17 protein-coding genes are annotated in these 15679 nt (G+C 70.2%); 10 read left to right on the top strand and 7 right to left on the bottom strand.

Annotation, left to right across the window (positions count from 1 at the left end; all coding sequences use genetic code 11):
* Nucleotides 1-31: 31 nt before the first annotated feature.
* Nucleotides 32-640, bottom strand: a complete 609-nt coding sequence (locus ACGH52_RS38135; protein ID WP_399946272.1) for a hypothetical protein — start codon at nt 638-640, stop codon at nt 32-34.
* Between ACGH52_RS38135 and ACGH52_RS38130 the strand changes: the two genes are divergently transcribed.
* The 5 genes from ACGH52_RS38130 to ACGH52_RS38110 all read left to right on the top strand — a co-directional run bounded on the left by ACGH52_RS38130 (nt 611) and on the right by ACGH52_RS38110 (nt 5436).
* Nucleotides 611-1231, top strand: a complete 621-nt coding sequence (locus ACGH52_RS38130; protein ID WP_399946269.1) for a hypothetical protein — start codon at nt 611-613, stop codon at nt 1229-1231. The genes ACGH52_RS38135 and ACGH52_RS38130 overlap by 30 nt on opposite strands.
* 165 nt (nt 1232-1396) lie before the next feature.
* The gene (tap, locus tag ACGH52_RS38125; protein WP_399946266.1) at nt 1397-3748 is read left to right on the top strand and encodes a telomere-associated protein Tap; all 2352 of its coding nucleotides are present in this window, start codon (nt 1397-1399) and stop codon (nt 3746-3748) included.
* A gap of 12 nt (nt 3749-3760) precedes the next feature.
* Complete coding sequence (tpg, locus tag ACGH52_RS38120; RefSeq protein WP_121704317.1) at nt 3761-4318, top strand: telomere-protecting terminal protein Tpg; 558 nt, start codon at nt 3761-3763, stop codon at nt 4316-4318.
* Nucleotides 4319-4501: 183 nt separating this feature from the next.
* Entirely contained in the window at nt 4502-4996 is a 495-nt protein-coding gene (locus ACGH52_RS38115) for a MarR family winged helix-turn-helix transcriptional regulator (protein WP_210975734.1), read from the top strand.
* A complete protein-coding gene (locus tag ACGH52_RS38110) occupies nt 4993-5436 on the top strand; it encodes a MarR family transcriptional regulator (RefSeq protein WP_121704319.1) in 444 nt (147 codons plus the stop codon). The genes ACGH52_RS38115 and ACGH52_RS38110 overlap by 4 nt, the downstream gene beginning before the upstream one ends.
* 93 nt (nt 5437-5529) lie before the next feature.
* On the opposite strand, the gene ACGH52_RS38105 is transcribed toward ACGH52_RS38110, so the two are convergent.
* From ACGH52_RS38105 to ACGH52_RS38085, 5 genes are all read right to left on the bottom strand, one after another.
* On the bottom strand, nt 5530-6030 hold the full coding sequence (locus ACGH52_RS38105) for a hypothetical protein (protein WP_399946262.1): 501 nt from the start codon (nt 6028-6030) through the stop codon (nt 5530-5532).
* Nucleotides 6031-6130: 100 nt separating this feature from the next.
* Nucleotides 6131-6268, bottom strand: a complete 138-nt coding sequence (locus ACGH52_RS38100) for a hypothetical protein (protein WP_399946259.1) — start codon at nt 6266-6268, stop codon at nt 6131-6133.
* Nucleotides 6265-6597 carry a hypothetical protein gene (locus ACGH52_RS38095; RefSeq protein ID WP_399946256.1) on the bottom strand — a complete coding sequence of 111 codons (333 nt, stop codon included), beginning with the start codon at nt 6595-6597 and terminating at the stop codon, nt 6265-6267. Before ACGH52_RS38095 ends, ACGH52_RS38100 begins: the two co-directional genes overlap by 4 nt.
* 586 nt (nt 6598-7183) lie before the next feature.
* Nucleotides 7184-7642: a hypothetical protein gene (locus ACGH52_RS38090; RefSeq protein WP_399946253.1), complete on the bottom strand. Its 459-nt coding sequence runs from the start codon at nt 7640-7642 to the stop codon at nt 7184-7186.
* Nucleotides 7643-8005: 363 nt separating this feature from the next.
* The gene (locus ACGH52_RS38085) at nt 8006-8686 is read right to left on the bottom strand and encodes a peptidase inhibitor family I36 protein (protein WP_399946250.1); all 681 of its coding nucleotides are present in this window, start codon (nt 8684-8686) and stop codon (nt 8006-8008) included.
* A gap of 181 nt (nt 8687-8867) precedes the next feature.
* Here ACGH52_RS38085 and ACGH52_RS38080 point away from each other — a divergent pair, with 181 nt between their 5' ends.
* Nucleotides 8868-10706 (top strand): hypothetical protein, encoded by a 1839-nt coding sequence (locus ACGH52_RS38080; protein ID WP_399946247.1) that lies wholly within the window; start codon nt 8868-8870, stop codon nt 10704-10706.
* Nucleotides 10707-10712: 6 nt separating this feature from the next.
* Here ACGH52_RS38080 and ACGH52_RS38075 read toward each other — a convergent pair whose 3' ends face one another.
* On the bottom strand, nt 10713-10865 hold the full coding sequence (locus ACGH52_RS38075; protein ID WP_399946243.1) for a hypothetical protein: 153 nt from the start codon (nt 10863-10865) through the stop codon (nt 10713-10715).
* A gap of 574 nt (nt 10866-11439) precedes the next feature.
* Here ACGH52_RS38075 and ACGH52_RS38070 point away from each other — a divergent pair.
* From ACGH52_RS38070 to ACGH52_RS38055, 4 genes are all read left to right on the top strand, one after another.
* A complete protein-coding gene (locus ACGH52_RS38070; protein WP_210978228.1) occupies nt 11440-12462 on the top strand; it encodes a LacI family DNA-binding transcriptional regulator in 1023 nt (340 codons plus the stop codon).
* Nucleotides 12463-12544: 82 nt separating this feature from the next.
* Complete coding sequence (locus tag ACGH52_RS38065) at nt 12545-13843, top strand: extracellular solute-binding protein (protein WP_210978229.1); 1299 nt, start codon at nt 12545-12547, stop codon at nt 13841-13843.
* A complete protein-coding gene (locus tag ACGH52_RS38060) occupies nt 13840-14778 on the top strand; it encodes a carbohydrate ABC transporter permease (protein ID WP_210978230.1) in 939 nt (312 codons plus the stop codon). The genes ACGH52_RS38065 and ACGH52_RS38060 overlap by 4 nt, the downstream gene beginning before the upstream one ends.
* Nucleotide 14779: 1 nt before the next feature.
* Nucleotides 14780-15679, top strand: a complete 900-nt coding sequence (locus ACGH52_RS38055) for a carbohydrate ABC transporter permease (RefSeq protein ID WP_399946238.1) — start codon at nt 14780-14782, stop codon at nt 15677-15679.

Raw genomic sequence — 15679 nt, 5'->3', positions numbered from 1 at the left:
CCGCGCGCGCAGCGGCCTGCGGGACGTCCCCTCAGGAGGGATGCGCCCGTGCGGGCGTCGGGTTCAGGGAGTCGAGGAGCCGGCCGAAGGTGATTTTCTCGTCGTCGTAGTCGAAGGTCATGGCCGCGGCGAGGGCCTCCCACCGCTTGGTGCTGCGCCCGCAGTGCTCCAGCAGGATCGTCAGGGCGATTTCGGGCTCGTGGCGGGCGAGGACCTCGTCGGCGGGGGAGTCGAGCCAGGACTGCAGGACGGCGGCGGGGTCGGGGTGCTTGCCGACTTCCTCGTCGCCCACCAGCCGCACCGCACCGTCGTCCTCGTCTTCGGGCACCGGGACAGCGGCCGCCGCGGCCAGGAACCAGTGGGGGCCGCCGGCCTTCTCGGCGATCCAGGCGAGTTCGGCGGGGTGCAGCCCGTGCAGGATGTCCGCGACGGCGGTGAGGACGGCCAGGGCCTGGATCCGGCGGTGCTCGGAGTGGCGTTCCAGGAGCCGCGCCGGGCGGTGGTGCTCCGGGTCGACGTTGTCGAGAACGCGGACCAGGGTCCGGCTCGGCTTGGGGGAGACGACGGCCGGCGGATCCAGCCGGGCGAGCTGGGCGCAGGCCCCGGCGAGGTGGCCGGGGTTGGCGCTGAGGAGGGCCACGTCCTCGGCGAGACGCAGGACGCGGCCGTCGAACTCGTAGTCACCCTCCTGCTTGTCGGACCAGGTGAGCAGCTGGCCGCGGGTGACGAGCGCGCCGGCGGCCGCGTGCAGCTGGTCGGCGGCGAGGACAGGTCGGCCGGCTCAGGCAGGCACAGGGCCGGAAGGCAGGCGAGCAGCAGTTCCTCGCTGAGCGCGGGCGCCGGGTCGGCGGGCGGTTCCTCGCCGTCGGGGTGGGCGGCGCGGAGCCGGGCGTCCTCGAGGGCCTGCGTCTCGGCCTGGTCCAGCAGCAGGTGCTGGACCCGCCGGCTCACCATGTGCGACCCGACCGCCGCCCGCGTCGTCCTCGCCCAGGGCAAGAAGGCGGAGGCCATCGACCCGCTCACGACATGCCCGTCATGCGCACCCCCGAACAACGGCGGCAAGCCGGTCTGGCGGTTCTACGCCCCGCTGTCCCTGTGGTGGGGCAACGGATACGGCGACCGCCCCAGCGAGGCCGCGACGGTCATCAACGCGCTCCTGGACGATCTCGGAGCCACTCCACGAGCAGGGCACCGAACTCACCCCGCAGCACCCTGCTGCACGCACGGATGACTCCACCATGCGCCCGTTGAGGTACGAGCGCTGAGGGGGCGGTCCCGTACGGGCCACCCCCTCAGCTGTGTGCCGCGCCCCGAACCCACTTCGTACGGTATGCGTACGGTAAATGTGCGTGAATCTTACGTTTCGCGAGGTAGGGTCTGGGTCAGGAGGTGTTCCATGTCCGAGTTGTTCGACGCAGTGGACGCGCTGGTCGCGTCCCGCTCTCCGCTGCCGCCGGCGGAGGAGCGCAAGCGGCTGCGCACCGCGCACGGCCTGACGCTGGACGAAGTCGCCGGCGCGCTGAAGGTGCGTCGGGCCACAGTGTCCGCATGGGAGTCGACGAAGAAGCCGACCGAGCCGCGCGGCCCGGAGCGTGAGGCCTACGCCCGGCTGCTGCGGCAGCTCGCGGAGCTCTACCCCGCACCCGCAACGCCGGAGAAGCCGGTGGCCCCGGTACCCGGCACGCTCACCCCCGCGCCCGACTCGGCAGGCGAAACGCCGGAGGTTTCGGATTCCCTGATCGACGAAGTGGTCGCATCCCTTTACCCCACCGGGTCGCGTCGTACTGGAACGCAGAAGGCAGCCCCGGCGGAAGCGCGGACTCTGTCCACAGGGGAGGCGTCCGAGGCTCGGGCCATGACTGCAACCGAGAACACCCAGACCCCTGCCCCTGTCACCGCTGCCCCGGCGGCCGCGACCCGTTCGGCCCGCACCACCAGGACGTCGTCGACGTCGCGCCGCCCGGGTGCGAAGAAGGCGGCCCCGGCCGGCACCCCGGCGGGCGGCGCCGACCCGCGCTTCGAGAACGGTCCGCTGGCGGTCGTCGATGTCGAGGACGACGGCACGGTGCTGGCGTACTGCACCGGCGGCCTGGTCCTGGACGTGCCCGCCAAGTCCCTCCCGGCCCTGGTCGACTGGACGCTGCGCGAGGCCAGGCTCGGGCAGCCGAAGCTGTCCGGCCCGGGCAAGGACGCCGACCCGCTCATCGTCCTCACCGAGTCCGCGCTGGAGCGCTACGGCCTGCCCGTCACGCTCACGGAGGACGAGAGGCACGCCGGGCGGATCCCGGAGGGCCACAAGGTCATCAAGCAGCTCACCCGGGCGGAGTGGAAGCTGACCAAGCGCGGCTTCGGCCCGTGGGCGCGGATCTACCGCCCCGCGACCGGTTCGGAGCGGGCCTGCGTGCAGCTGTGCATCCCCTCCTGGAATGCCCTCGACACCCGGCACTGGGGCGAGGCCGGGCAGCTCCCGCCGGCGGAACTCGCCCGCGTCCTGGGCGTGTACGCCTCCCGGGTGATGACGCCGCGCGGCTCCACGGCCGTGACCGGCCTGGAGCTGATGACCGCCCTGCACCCGCCGACCCGTGCCTCCGAGCCGGACGCCGACGGCAAGCGGCACTCCGAGCACAACCCCGGCTCGCTGGGCAAGGACGCCATCGATCCGATGAACTGGCCGCCGTGCGAGGTCCCCGACGGCCACCCGGTCCTCACGGACCTGCCTCGCTTCCACGTGCGCGGCCCGGCGGAGAAGCTGTTCGAGGAGGCGTACGACTGGGCGCGGCCGATGACCGATGCCGAGTGCACTCTGCGTCACCTGGTCGGCATCGACGTCAACATGGCCTTCGCCGCCGGCGCCAACGGCCTGAACGTCGGCCTGAGCGAGGCGACGCACGTCAAGGCCCCGGTGTTCGACCCGAAGCTGCCCGGCTCATGGCTGGTCGACCTGTCCCACGTCGACCTGTCCCGCGTGAAGGTCGGCAAGGAGTGGGTGGAGCTGGACGGCTCGCTGCTGCCCTCCCCGTTCACGCCGAAGGGCGAGCGCCCGACCGGCCCGGCCTGGTACGCGACGCCCACCGTCGCGTACGCGGCGGAGCTCGGCTACGAGGTGCGGCCGGTCGAGGCGTGGGTCCGGTACGAGAACGGCCGGTACCTGGATGGCTGGTACCAGCGGCTGCGCGACGCCTACCTCGCCACGATGGCCGACCTCGGCGTCGGTGCCGACCTCGCCCCGGCGGACTTCCTTGCGGCGATGGACGGCTACAAGGTCCGCGACCCGGAGCTGGCGATCGTCGTCTCGGCGATCAAGGCGACGGTCAAGGGCGGCCTGGGCAAGCTCCGCGAGCGGCCCCGCGGCGAGGGCTGGAGGCCGGGCGAGCCGTGGCGCGCGCTGTCCCGGCCGACGTGGCGGCCGGACATCCGGGCGGCGGTCATCTCCCGCACCCGGATGAACCTGCACCGCAAGATCGTCAAGCACGCCGCCTTCACCGGGCAGTACCCCGTCGCGATCCTGTCCGACTGCGTCGTCTACGCCGCAGGCGGGCCCTCGCCGCTGGACTTCCTGCCCTACCGGGAAGGCAAGCCGCTGCCCGGCGGCTTCAAGCTCGGCATCAACCCCGGCCTGGTCAAGCACGAAGGCACGCAGGACGTCCTGTGGGGCGAAGAGGTCCGGGAGCGCTTCAACGCCCCGGAGCTCAACCTCGCCCGGTACATCAAGGACGGCACCGTCACCGACGTCGACAACGGAGAATAGGAGTAGGCCACGATGAGCCTGTTCGGGGACGGCCTGGAGGCCGCGGTGCAGAAGGCGTTCACGCGCCCGGCGCCCAAGAGCGCGCCCGCGCAGATGCGGTACCTGGTCAAGCAGCTCAAGGGCACGAAGGCGGTCGCCCAGATGCTGCGGGTCTCCCAGCGCACCGTCGAACGGTACGTGAAGAACCAGATCAAGAAGCCCCGGCCCGAACTCGCCACGCGCCTGGAGCACGAGGTGAAGAAGCGGTGGCAGCCGCAGATCCGGGCCAAGGCCAAGGAGAAGGCGGCCAGCACGGGCGGCATCGTCATCGACACCCGCGCCCGCATGGGCTACACGGCCCCGATCGGGTCGACGGACCAGGACCGCATCCGGCACCTGACCGTCGCCCTGCCGCCCGTCTACGCCGCCCGCCTCTTCGACGCCCAGGAGGCCGGCGTTACCGACCAGCAGCTCCAGGACATCGCAGCCGAAGCGCTCAAGGAGGTCTACTTCCAGGACGGCGGCCGCCGCGCCGGCAGCCTGGAGGAGGTCCGGTTCACGGACATCGAGCACCTCGAGTTCGACCTGTAGCAGCCGTGCCCCGAACAGCCCGCGCGCCCCGTATGTGACTGAGCTTCAGTTGGCGAGGGGCGGCCCAGGCGTGCGCAGCGCTCCGAAGGGCCCTGTTCCTATCGCCACCCTGTTGCCCGCAGGCTCTTGTGCTTCCGTTCAAAATAGTAGCCACGGACATAGTAGTCATGTACTCTATTTGGCATGAGCAAGGGTTCTCCGGGCCCCACGCCTGGCTTCCTGGTATGGCGGCTCGCCAACAAGTGGCGTGTCGCGGTCGATCGCGCGGTGGCCCCGCTGGGTCTCACCCACGCGCAGTACTCACTGGTTGCGTCGCTGTACGGCATGCAGCGCGCCGGCGAGCGGCCCAGTCAGCGCCGACTCGCCGACCACACCGGTCTGGAGGCGCTGTACGTCTCGAAGCTGGCGCGCGCCCTGGAGTCGGCCGGTCTGATCGAGCGCACCCGCGATCCCCGTGACCCGCGCGCTGTACAGCTCGCCCTCACCGAGCAGGGCTCGGCCATCACGCGGCAGGCCATCACGATGGTCCAAGAACTGCTCCAGCAGTTGCTGGAGCCTCTCGGTGGCCTCGACGCTCCGCGGACGCGCACGTTCACCAACGAGCTGACGGCCCTGCTCGACGCACCTCTCGCTCCATCCGTACCGAACGACGAGAGTACTCAGGGGAGAACACCATGACCACCACGGCTCCCGCCGCCGACGCCCGTGTCCTCGGCCTGGCCCACTATGCCGCCCGCGGCGTCCTGGAGCACGTCCTGGCCCGGCACGGCGTCACGTTCCAGCAGCAGATGGCCCTGCGCGCCGCCGTCACCGCCGACGCCCCGCAGACACCGGACGATCTCGCCACCCAGGTCCGGGGCTCCCTGAAGGCCGATCCAGCCGACATCCGCGCCACCCTCGACGAATTGCTGGCCAAGAAGTTGCTCGTCGCGGAGGGATCGCACCTTCGCCCCACGGACGCAGGGCGCAAGCTGCTTGCCGCCGTCGGGGCGGAGGTCGCTCCCATCTCCACTCGCATCTGGGGCGGGATACCCGCCGAGGACCTGGCCGCGGCCGGCCGCGTCCTCGCCCTGGTCACCGAGCGCGCCAATGCGGAGCTTGCAGAGCTGACCATCTGACCTATTCAGGAGGCGGCGTCACCGGCTTCGTAGCGCTAGGGTCGACGTCCGCTGCACAGGCCAGCGTCGGCAAGTCGCGGTCAAGCAGGCCGTTCATCCCCAGGCTGCCCGGCTGAGGAGGTGGGTGGCCTGCACAGACTGACTGTCGGCGACAGCAGCGTAGAACCGGGCCGCATAGGTGATGGCATCGGCATCGCCGATGGTGTCGGACATCCCCATGGCGAACGGCACGGTGCCAACCGGCTTCCCGGCCTGGGCTGCGGAGTGGCAGGAGTTGAGCAGAACCAGCAACGGCTCATCGTCCACAGCGGCGATGGCCCGGGCGAAGGCGCCAGCGCTGACGATGGCACCTTCGTGGAAGTCGTCCTCGCCTTTCTCGAAAGCGATCAGGGCCTGTGTGCCGCGACCGGAGAAGTGCACGACATGGGGACGGAACCGGGTCAGCGCGTCCAGGAAAACGTCCGCCGTCGCGGCCGGGTGGAGATCCAGTTCGATCAGGTCGCGATGGGTGGCACTCTGTACAGTCGGCCGGATCTTCCGCTGCTCCTGGCCGACTCGCAGGTCGCCGGCGGAAGCGGCCGCCAGCAGCAACACCCGCAGTTTCTCCGGCTTCGGGGCCCGCCGGGCGGGACCCGCATCACCGTGCGCTGCCAGCAGGTTTGGGCGCCGGGATGCGGAAGTAGGAGCGGGACAGCTACCAGGACGTGACCAGGAAGGCCTCCAGCGCGGGCAGGGGCGGCCTGCCCATCCCTGCCGTTGCCGCGTCCGGCGCCGCGTGCACCGCAGCCGGGTTGAACAGTCCGCAGTGGACCAGTTCGCTCGTGTCGATCACTTCGTGCATGGCCTGCCTGCGCGCACCAGGCCCTGATACAGCAGCGGGGTGAAGTGCCCTTTGAACTGGCGGGACGTGAGGAAGCGGGGCAGGTCCGGGCAGGCCAGAGCGAGAGGCGGCTTGTAGAGGCCGGGACGGCGTCGTGAGCCGGCGCCGATGTGCAGGCAGGCCCGGACGACTTCGTTGTCCAGAAACGGGCTGACCTGGTGCGTGCCGTGCTCGGCGAACAGCGGCGCGCTATCGCGCATGGCCGAGCCGTTGTGGCGCAGCGCGCTCCAGTCGTCCCAGTGAGCCACTGAGCGGCCGCGCCGATCGGACACCACGTCCACACCCCCAACCCATCACCGGACGTCTCCCCCGCCGCTACCGCTTCGGCCGCTCGTGTGAGTGCGTGCGGCCGCCCTCGCTGGGCAGCCTCTTTCACCGCACGCAACAGCGGGCCCGGAGCGGTGTTGACCCTGCGAGCCAGCGCCGCCACAGCCGTCCGAGCTTTCCGCTTCTGCCCGTCCTGGGCGAGGGCGGTCCAGGCGGCCGTGGAGGACTCCAGCACTACATCGCCGCCGTGCCCGGTCAGGTGTACGGCGCAGACGCCGCGTGTGGGCGGCAGGTAGTCGGCGTCGAGCGGGCAGGACGACACCGGCAGGACCGGCTAGGAGGGGCAGGCCTGCGGCCGGCGCGAGCGGTGCGCGCTCGCCGAGCTGGGTCGCGAGCACGGCGGCATCGGTTGCCCAGACCGTTCCCCGGCCGGTCGCGGCCGTGAACAACCCACGCTTCTGGGTTCTGGCGGCGGGTCACCCGCGCCCACCCGGCCGCGCGCATGGCGCCGTCCGAATGACGTGCGTATCGGAACGAGCCCTACCGCCTTGGGGCTGGACCCTTGCACTTGAGGTGCAGGGGTCCACGGTCATGCGGACGTCACACGCCGTCGAAGTACAACTCGGTCGACTTCGCCGCGCCAGTGGTCTGGTTGCCACCGAAGGACCAGCGCCAGTAACCGTCCTCGGAAGGCTGTACGGTCGCGACCACACGGCCCGCGTCGTTGGTGGTGAAGGTGTCGACCGTGGAGTAGGTGGTGCTGCCCTCCTTGCGGAACTGCAGCTTCACCGTGCGGCCGCTGTAGTCCTGCTCCGCTCCTGACTCCCAGTCGGTACGGAGCAGGCTGCCCCTCAGCTTGTACTTGCCGGGCTCGGTCGTCGCGACGACCCCGGACAGCAGCCGCGCCTGGCGCTTGACCGCGACCGTGCTGTGCTGCGTGATGCTGGTGCTGCCGGCGGTGACCGCGACATTCCAGTCGTCAGCCAGGTAGTTGCGCGGCAGGTCTTCCTGCGGATTGACGGGGATGGTGCCGTCGCAGGTGACAGTGGAGGCGCTCACCGGGTGGCAGTCGACGTTCTGCCAGTCGCCACCCAGGTAGCCGCTCGGCAGGAGGGGGCGGGGCGAGGCGTGCCACAGGTCGACGTAGCCGGTAAGTCCGTCCGTCCCCGCTGGGTCGCTGACGGTGAGGCTGAAGGGGATGCTCGTCTCGGAGTTGCCGATGACGATGGGACGCCCGCCGTCGACGACGACGCTGTCGATCGTGGTGGTGCCGTGATCATCCGCGTGAGCCAGGGGCGAGACGACAGCGGACAGGGCCAGGGCGCCGGTGACGGCGGCCAGGGTGGTACGGAGACGTATGGGTGTCCTTGGGTCGTAACGGTGTCGTCGGTAACACTGACGACACCAGATGTGATTGCATAATCAATCATATGTGAGAATACTTGCTTCGTCAAACATCTGCTCCGTCGGACGTTCCCTTGGACGCCTGGTACAGCGACAAGTGTCTATCCGGTTCTCCCGGTTCACGTACGGTCCCCCAGCCAGGGCCAGAGTGTCAGAACCGAAGACCACCCCCAGATCGCCTGGTCCGCCTGGCGGCCCGGTGCGACAGGGGCAACGCCGCCCGTGTCCACGACGACGGCGGCGGTCAGCGCGGCACCGGCCGGGGCGGTCACATGGCCCTGAGGCCCGATCCCGGCGGCCGCCGCCACGGCCACGGACGTCACCATGGATCTCCGGCGGTGTTTGTGGCGGTGTAACCGGACACGGCGTCCCGGAGAGCCCGTTGTTGTAGGCGGACTGCACCCGTGTGCCGCCCGCCCAGCCGCACACGCTGGTCCCGTTCCTCCAGTCGGGTCCGTCGCCGCTCCAGCCGCAGACGGAGCCGGTTCCGTTGTCTGCTCTGTAGACGCAGAAAGAGCCGTTGTTGCAGGCCCATGCGTGCGGGGCGGCGTTCGCGGTAGCGGCCAGGAGCAGTACCCCGATTCGAGGGAGACGGCCGCATCGAGTGCTGCGGCAAGTCGCGAACGGGCGAGTCGCATGATGTCCCCTTGGTGTCGGCGGATGGAAGGCGGGAACGACCGTAGCTTCCCGGCCCGACACCGAAGGAGACAGCGGAGAGGTCGGACGAGATCACACAGGGGGCGTATGGAGCGCGGGTGCTCCGCACTGAATCGGTCGGACGCTCAAACAAGGACCAAAAGTCCGACAGTCGGAGATCCACAGCCAATCATGATGGTCGCCTTGGGCTACTGTGCCTCGTCTCTGCGAGGGAGTGGTGCTGATGTCCCGCCATGTGCTGGCCGCGATGGGCGTGGACGGCAGGGAGATCGCGCGCGAGGGGCGCCCCGCCGCGCCCTCGCTCGCCGTGGTCGCAGCGTACGGAGATCTCCATGCCTGCGACTACGTGACCGTCTCCCAGGGGGAGTCCGTCGGGCTCTACGCCCGCGATGCCGGAGGCGTGTGGGACGCCGTGAGCCCTGGGACCGACGCGGTGACTGCTGACGAGATGCGCCTGTGGTTCGAGCTTACTCACCACTATCCGGGCCCGGACGGAGCGGACCCGAGCCATCCGCTGGGCAGGCCCCCGCGGCCGGGTGCGGTCGGACGCATCGACGAGCGGCGGGCCATCGCCCTGGTCCAGGAGCACATCGCCACCGGCGGCCTGAACTACCCGGCCCAGGGCCTGGTGGCGGATCGGTTCGCCGCGGGCTGGAGCGTATACGCGCCCGTCGACGTCGACGACAGCGATCCCATGGCCTTCCTCGACCTGCCTGTCGGCCGGGCGGTGTTCATGGTCGGCGACACGGGGCGCATCAAGGAGGTCACCTCCGCGATCCCGCCGGAACAGGCCTACGCGTTGTTCACCGCGGAGGAGGCTTTCGTACGGCGTCCGCCCGCCGAGGAGGCGTTCATGAACGACCTCAAGACGGAGTTCGAGCGCCTCGATGCCCGGTCCGGGCAGCCGGGCGCGATCAACTTCACCGTCGTCGGCACCCCGCCCGAGGACGTGACGGCGGCCCGCGTGACCGCGCTGACCGACGAGATCGCCCGTCAGCTGGCGCTGTGCGGACCACAGCGGTGGGAGCGCATGGTGGCAGCATTCTCCTGCGCCGTCTCCGCCGAGACGGCGGATCTGTGCTTCTGGCAGCACGAACAGCCCATAGAGGCACGGGTGCCGGAGCAGATAGCTCTCCTCGTACGCCGCCAGCGCCACCTCGCGGCCGCCATGCCGGCCGGACCGTGGCTGCGTCTGATGGTCGCCGTCACCAATGGGCCCGGCGGCCGGGCCCAGGTCTCCACCCAGTACGACTACGGTGACCAGCGGCTCCCCGACGGGCAGTTGCTCGCTCCCACGCACTACCGCAACGACCTCGCCGCCTACCCGCGGGCCGGGGTGCCGGCGTGGCTGCGGACCTACGCCGGGGCGAACGGCCAGCGCACGGCATCCCCGCACACGGCATCCCCGCGCACGGCGCCTCCGCGATCCGCGCCTCCGCGATCCGCGCCCCCGCGATCCGCGCCCCCGCGATCCGCGCCCCCGCGCCACGAGGCTCCCGAGCGCCCCTTCGTGGACAGTCTGGTCGGCTGGACGACACACGTGGTCGCCGACCAGCAGCGGATCACCTACGGCCGTGACTCGCTGGCCTGGGAGGAGATCGAGTGGGTCCGGTATCCCCTCTCGCGGACCAAACACCTGGGCTTCCTCTTCCCCTCCACGTACACCAATACGTACACGTTCGGCGTGGGCAGATACGGGAACTCACCGAAGAGCCTGGGAAATCTGGTCTGGAGCAAGGGCGGTAAGAGGGCAGAAGCCCCCGAAGCGTGGCTGGCCCTGGTCGAGTTCGCTCAGCGCGTCCTCGAGCCCCGGCTGCTCGCGGAGCGCCTCGACCTGATCCGGCGCGGCGGGTCGTTCACCATCGGCGAGATGCGCGTGCACCGCGGAGGGCTCACGCTGCGCGGGGTCATGGAGGCCGATTGGGGTTCGCTCACGGATGTCGAGGTCGCGGACGGCCTGGTGTGGATCCATGAGCGGGGCAGGCAGCAGCCGGTGAGGGTGTCCCTCGACAGCGCCAACGCCGTACTCCTGCCCCGCATCGTGGCAGCCATGGCAGGCTGAGCGCGGCTATCCGTGCAGACGCCCCGAGACCTGCGTGATCTCCTCGGCGCCCAGCGGGTACGGGCTGCCGTACAGCAGCGGACCGGCGACGACGGCGGGACCGGTGACGGGCGCCTCCCCGCGCGCGGTGCTCCTGGCAATCCGCACATGCGGAGCCACCCACGCCCCTCTCGCCGCAGGCTTTGCGCATCGGGATTGCCACGGTCTACCGCCCCATACGCGAGACCGTCTACCTCCTGGCTGCCCTCGCGCCCACGCTGGAACAGGCCATGACGACCCGTCCGGAAAATGGCGTACGTGATTCTCGACGGCACCGTGCGACCCGGAAGCGACCTCGGGCCAGTTGCCCGCGCCGGCCCCCGGTGGTGAACTCCCGGCGGCCGCCGGCCCGCTTCCAGGCCGGGTGAGACTCCTCGACGAGCACCCGTACCTGGGGGTCGAGCCGCACCGCGGGAACTGCGCAATCCCTTCTCCGCTCGCCATCCACCCGGGCGACGTCACCGGAGTCGGTGGCCGAGTCGGCTGCGGCAACCCATCGCGGATCAGCCGCGAGTGCCGCGCTCAGTGCGCGCGTCACGCACCGCTCACGCCCTGTGGCGGAAGTGACGCAGAGCACACTCTGCACCATTGACTGGCCCGGCTTCAAATCGGTTTAGTAAGCGTCGATCGCCCAACTAAACCGATTTGAATGAAGTCGTCGGCCCCAGCGGCCACGAGGAGAACGAGAGGCGCCATGGCTCGCAAGCAGCCCACCATCGCCGATGTCGCACAGCGTGCGGGCGTCTCGCGCACCTCCGTGTCGTTCGCGCTGAACGACCGCCCCGGCATCGCCCAGGAGACCAAGAAGCGCATCCTGACTGCCGCGGCGGAACTCGGCTGGACCCCGAGCCGTCCAGCCCGCGCGCTGTCCCTGGGTAAGGCGGGCGCCTTCGGACTGGTCCTCGCCCGCGAACCGGAGGACATCGGAGCCGACCTGTTCTTCCCGGCGTTCATCGCGGGGGTGGAGGTCGTTCTCGGAGAGCGGGGGGACGGGCTCATGGTGCATGTCACCACGCCGGACCGTGAGCGCTCCGTGTATGAACGGCTCGCCGCGGACCGAAGGGTGGACGGCGTGCTCCTCACCGACCTGCGGCACGACGACCCGCGTCCCGCCCTGGTCCACGAACTGGGACTGCCGGCCGTCGTGGTCGGACAGAGCGAGTGGAGCGACGGACTGACCTCGGTGAGCCTGGACGACCGGCCTGCCTACGTCGACGCGTTACGGCGCCTGGCCGAGCTGGGCCACCGCCGTATCGCGCACGTCGAGGGCCCTCAGGCGTTCCGCCACGCGCACCGGCGCCGCTCGGCCTGGGAGGAGACGCTGCGCGACCTCGGGCTGCCAGAGTCCCCGGTGCTGCCCGGCGGCTTCACGGCGGAGGGCGGTGCGCGGGCCACCCGCGAACTGCTGACGCTGCCCGAGCCGCCCACCGCGATCGTCTACGGGAACGACCTGGCCGCGACGGCCGGTCTGTCCGTCGCCCAGGAACTGGGCGTCCCGGTTCCCGAACGCCTGTCGGTGGTCGGTTACGACGACACCCCGCTCACCCGTTACACCCACCCCCCGCTGTCCTCCGCCCGCGCCGACGCGCGTGGGTGGGGAGAGGCGGCCGCGCGGGCCCTGGACGGGGTCCTCGCCGGCGAGGAGGTGGCACACATCGTGCTCCCGCCCGCCGAGTTCGTCCCCCGCGCCTCGATAGGCCCGGCGCCCCGTCCCTGACGGCGGGCCGGCAGGCCAGTGCGCGTGGCAGGGATGTCCCGCCCGGCGACGAGGCCGGGCGTGAACAGTTCGGAGAGTCTTCATGCTGAGGAGAACGGCGTACTCGCTGCTGGTGCTCGCGCTCGCGGGTACCGCGACCGCCTGTGGCCGGTCGGCCCCGGACCCGGAGGCCGCCGCGACCGCCCGCGGCCCCATCACGGTCTGGCTGTCGAACAACGCCCAGGAGGTGGCCTGGGGCGAGAAGATGATCGCCGCCTGGAACAAGAGCCATCCCGGCCAGCACGTGAGGGCTCAGCAGATCCCGGCGGGCAAGACCTCCGAGGAGGCCATCAGCGCCTCGATCATCGCGGGGACCAGTGCCTGCCTGGTCTTCAACACCGCGCCCGCCTCGGTGCCGACCTTCGAGAAGCAGAACGGCCTCGTGCCGCTCAGCGACTTCCCCGACGGTGACGCCTACATCCAGGAGCGCGGCGGCTCCCTCACGGAGCAGTACAAGTCACGGGATGGCAAGTTCTACCAACTGCCGTGGAAGAGCAACCCGGTGATGATCCTCTACAACAAGAAGATCTTCAAGAAGGCCGGGCTCGACCCCGAGCATCCCCGGCTGGCGACCTACGACCAGTTCCTGGAGACCTCCCGCACCCTCGTGCACAGCGGTGCCGCCAAGGCCGCGATCTGGCCGGCGCCCAGCAGCGAGTTCTTCCAGTCGTGGTTCGACTTCTACCCCGCCTTCGCCGCGGAGAGCGGCGGCAGGCAGCTCGTCGAGGACGGCAAGCCGCAGTTCGACTCGGCGGCAGGCCGCAAGGCCGCCGCGTTCTGGCGCACCCTGTACGCGGAGAAGCTCGCCCCGCAGGAGCTGTACCCCGGCGACCCCGTGAACGATGGGAAGGCGGCCATGGCCACCGTCGGCCCGTGGGCCGTCTCCGCCTACAAGGACAGTGTCGACATCGGGGTCGCCCCCATACCGACCTCCGCCGGGAAGGCACCCGGGGACACGTACTCCTTCAGCGACGAGAAGTCCGCCGCGATGTTCCGCGCCTGCCGCAACCGGGCCACCGCCTGGGACCTGCTGAAGTTCGCCACCTCCGCCCAGCAGGACGGGAAGTTCCTCGGCGAGACCGGGCAGATGCCGATGCGGGAGAACCTGCCCGCGCGCTATCCGGACTTCTTCGCGAAGAACCCCCTGTACAAGGCGTTCGCCCGGCAGGCCGAGCGCATCGTCGAGGTTCCCAACGTGCCGGGCTCCGTCGACATCTGGCAGGCGTTCCGCGACGAGTGGACCAAGTCCGTCGTGTTCGGGGACGAGTCCACCGACGCCGCGCTGCGCAAGGCCGCTGACAAGATCACCAAGCTGGTCGACGAGTACGGGGACCCGGCATGACGAACCTCAGTTCCTCCACCGCCAGCGGCCGTCACGCGCCCCGCAGGGACGGCGCCACCCGCCACGGGCGGACCCGCTCCCGTACCGGCGCGCTGTTCGTCACCCCATACGTCCTGTTTCTTCTGGTCGTGTTCGCCGTGCCGCTGGTGTACACACTGTGGATCTCCTTCCACCGCTTCTACTTCACCGCTCCCGGAACCCACGTCGACTCGCCGTGGGTGGGGCTGTCCAACTACCGGGACGTGTTCACCGACCCGGTCGTGGGCCGCGCCTTCCTGAACATCGGCGTCTTCCTCGTCATCAACGTGCCGCTCACGGTGATCCTGTCGCTCGTCCTGGCCTCCGCACTGAACGCGAGGATACGTTTCCGGGCGTTCTTCCGTGCCGCCTACTACCTGCCTTACATCACGGCGAGCGTCGCCCTGGTCGCGGTGTGGCAGTTCCTGTTCGGCACGGACGGATTCGTCAACAACCTGCTCGGCTCGCACGCGCCGGATCCGTCATGGCTGGTCAACTCGCACCTCGCGATGCCGATGATCGCCTTCTTCGTGACCTGGAAGCAGCTCGGCTTCTTCGTGATGCTGTACCTCGCCGCGCTCCAGAACGTGGGCAGGGAACTGTACGAGGCCGCCTCCGTCGACGGAGCGGGCCGCGTCCGGCAGTTCTTCTCCGTCACCGTCCCCGGGGTGAGGCCCGCGACGACCCTGGTCGTCATCTACGCGATCATCACCGGCGCGAACCTGTTCAGCGAGCCCTACCTGCTGACCGGCGGCGGCGGCCCCGACCACGCCTCCACCTCGCCCGTCCTGCTCATGTACCAGAAGGGCATCGAACAGGGACACCCGGACTTCGCCGCCGCGCTCGGCGTGGTGCTGGTGGGATTCGTCCTCGTCATCTCCCTGGCCGCCCGCAAGCTCACCGAGAGGGGCAACTGACATGAGCGCCTCCACCCCGGCCCCGGACTCCGACGTCGCGCCCACCACGGGCCACGCCCGCCCCGCCGGCTCCCGCCGCCCTTGGGGGACTGCCGTCAAGTACCTCCTCCTCGGGCTCGGCGCGGCCGCCTTCCTCTTCCCCTTCTACTACATGCTCGTCGGCTCGCTGAGGAAGACGACCACCGGGGACCTGTCCTCCGCCGCGCCCAGCGGGCTCACCGGTGCCAACTACACGGCTGCCAACGGCGCCATCTCGCTGGGCCGTTCGCTGCTCAACTCCGGCATCATGACCGTCGGTGTCCTGCTGTGCACCCTGGTCTTCGGCGTGCTCGCCGGATACGCGCTGGCACAGCTGCACTTCCGCGGCCGCGGTACCGTTTTCGCCTCGCTGCTGCTCGTGCAGATGGTGCCCTTCCAGCTCCTGACCCTGCCCCTGTACGTCCTCGTGGTCCGCGACTACGGGCTCGGCGACAACTACATCGGGATGATCCTGCCGTTCGCGATCAACTCGACGGCCGTCTTCCTGTTCCGGCAGTTCTTCCTCCAGATGCCACAGTCCCTCTTCGAGGCTGCCCGCCTCGACGGAGCGGGCGAACTGCGCATCCTGTGGAAGGTCGCCCTCCCGATGGCCCGCCCTGCCGTGCTCACCGCGATGCTGCTGACCTTCATCGGCCCGTGGAACGAGTTCCTGTGGCCGTTCCTCGTCACCAAGGACGCCGGCAAGCAGCCCCTGGCCGTCTCCCTCGCCAGCTTCCTGTCCAACCTCCAGGGCACGGTCGCCAACCCGACCGGCGCCCTGCTGGCCGGCGCATGTGTGCTGGCCGCCCCCGCCGTGGCCCTGTTCCTCCTGTTCCAGCGCCACTTCACCTCGACCGACATCGACTCCGGAGTAAAGGGCTGA

This window comes from Streptomyces sp. BBFR25 (assembly GCF_044590125.1).
Lineage (GTDB): Bacteria > Actinomycetota > Actinomycetes > Streptomycetales > Streptomycetaceae > Streptomyces > Streptomyces canus_D.
This window is presented reverse-complemented; position numbering and strand designations above follow the sequence as displayed.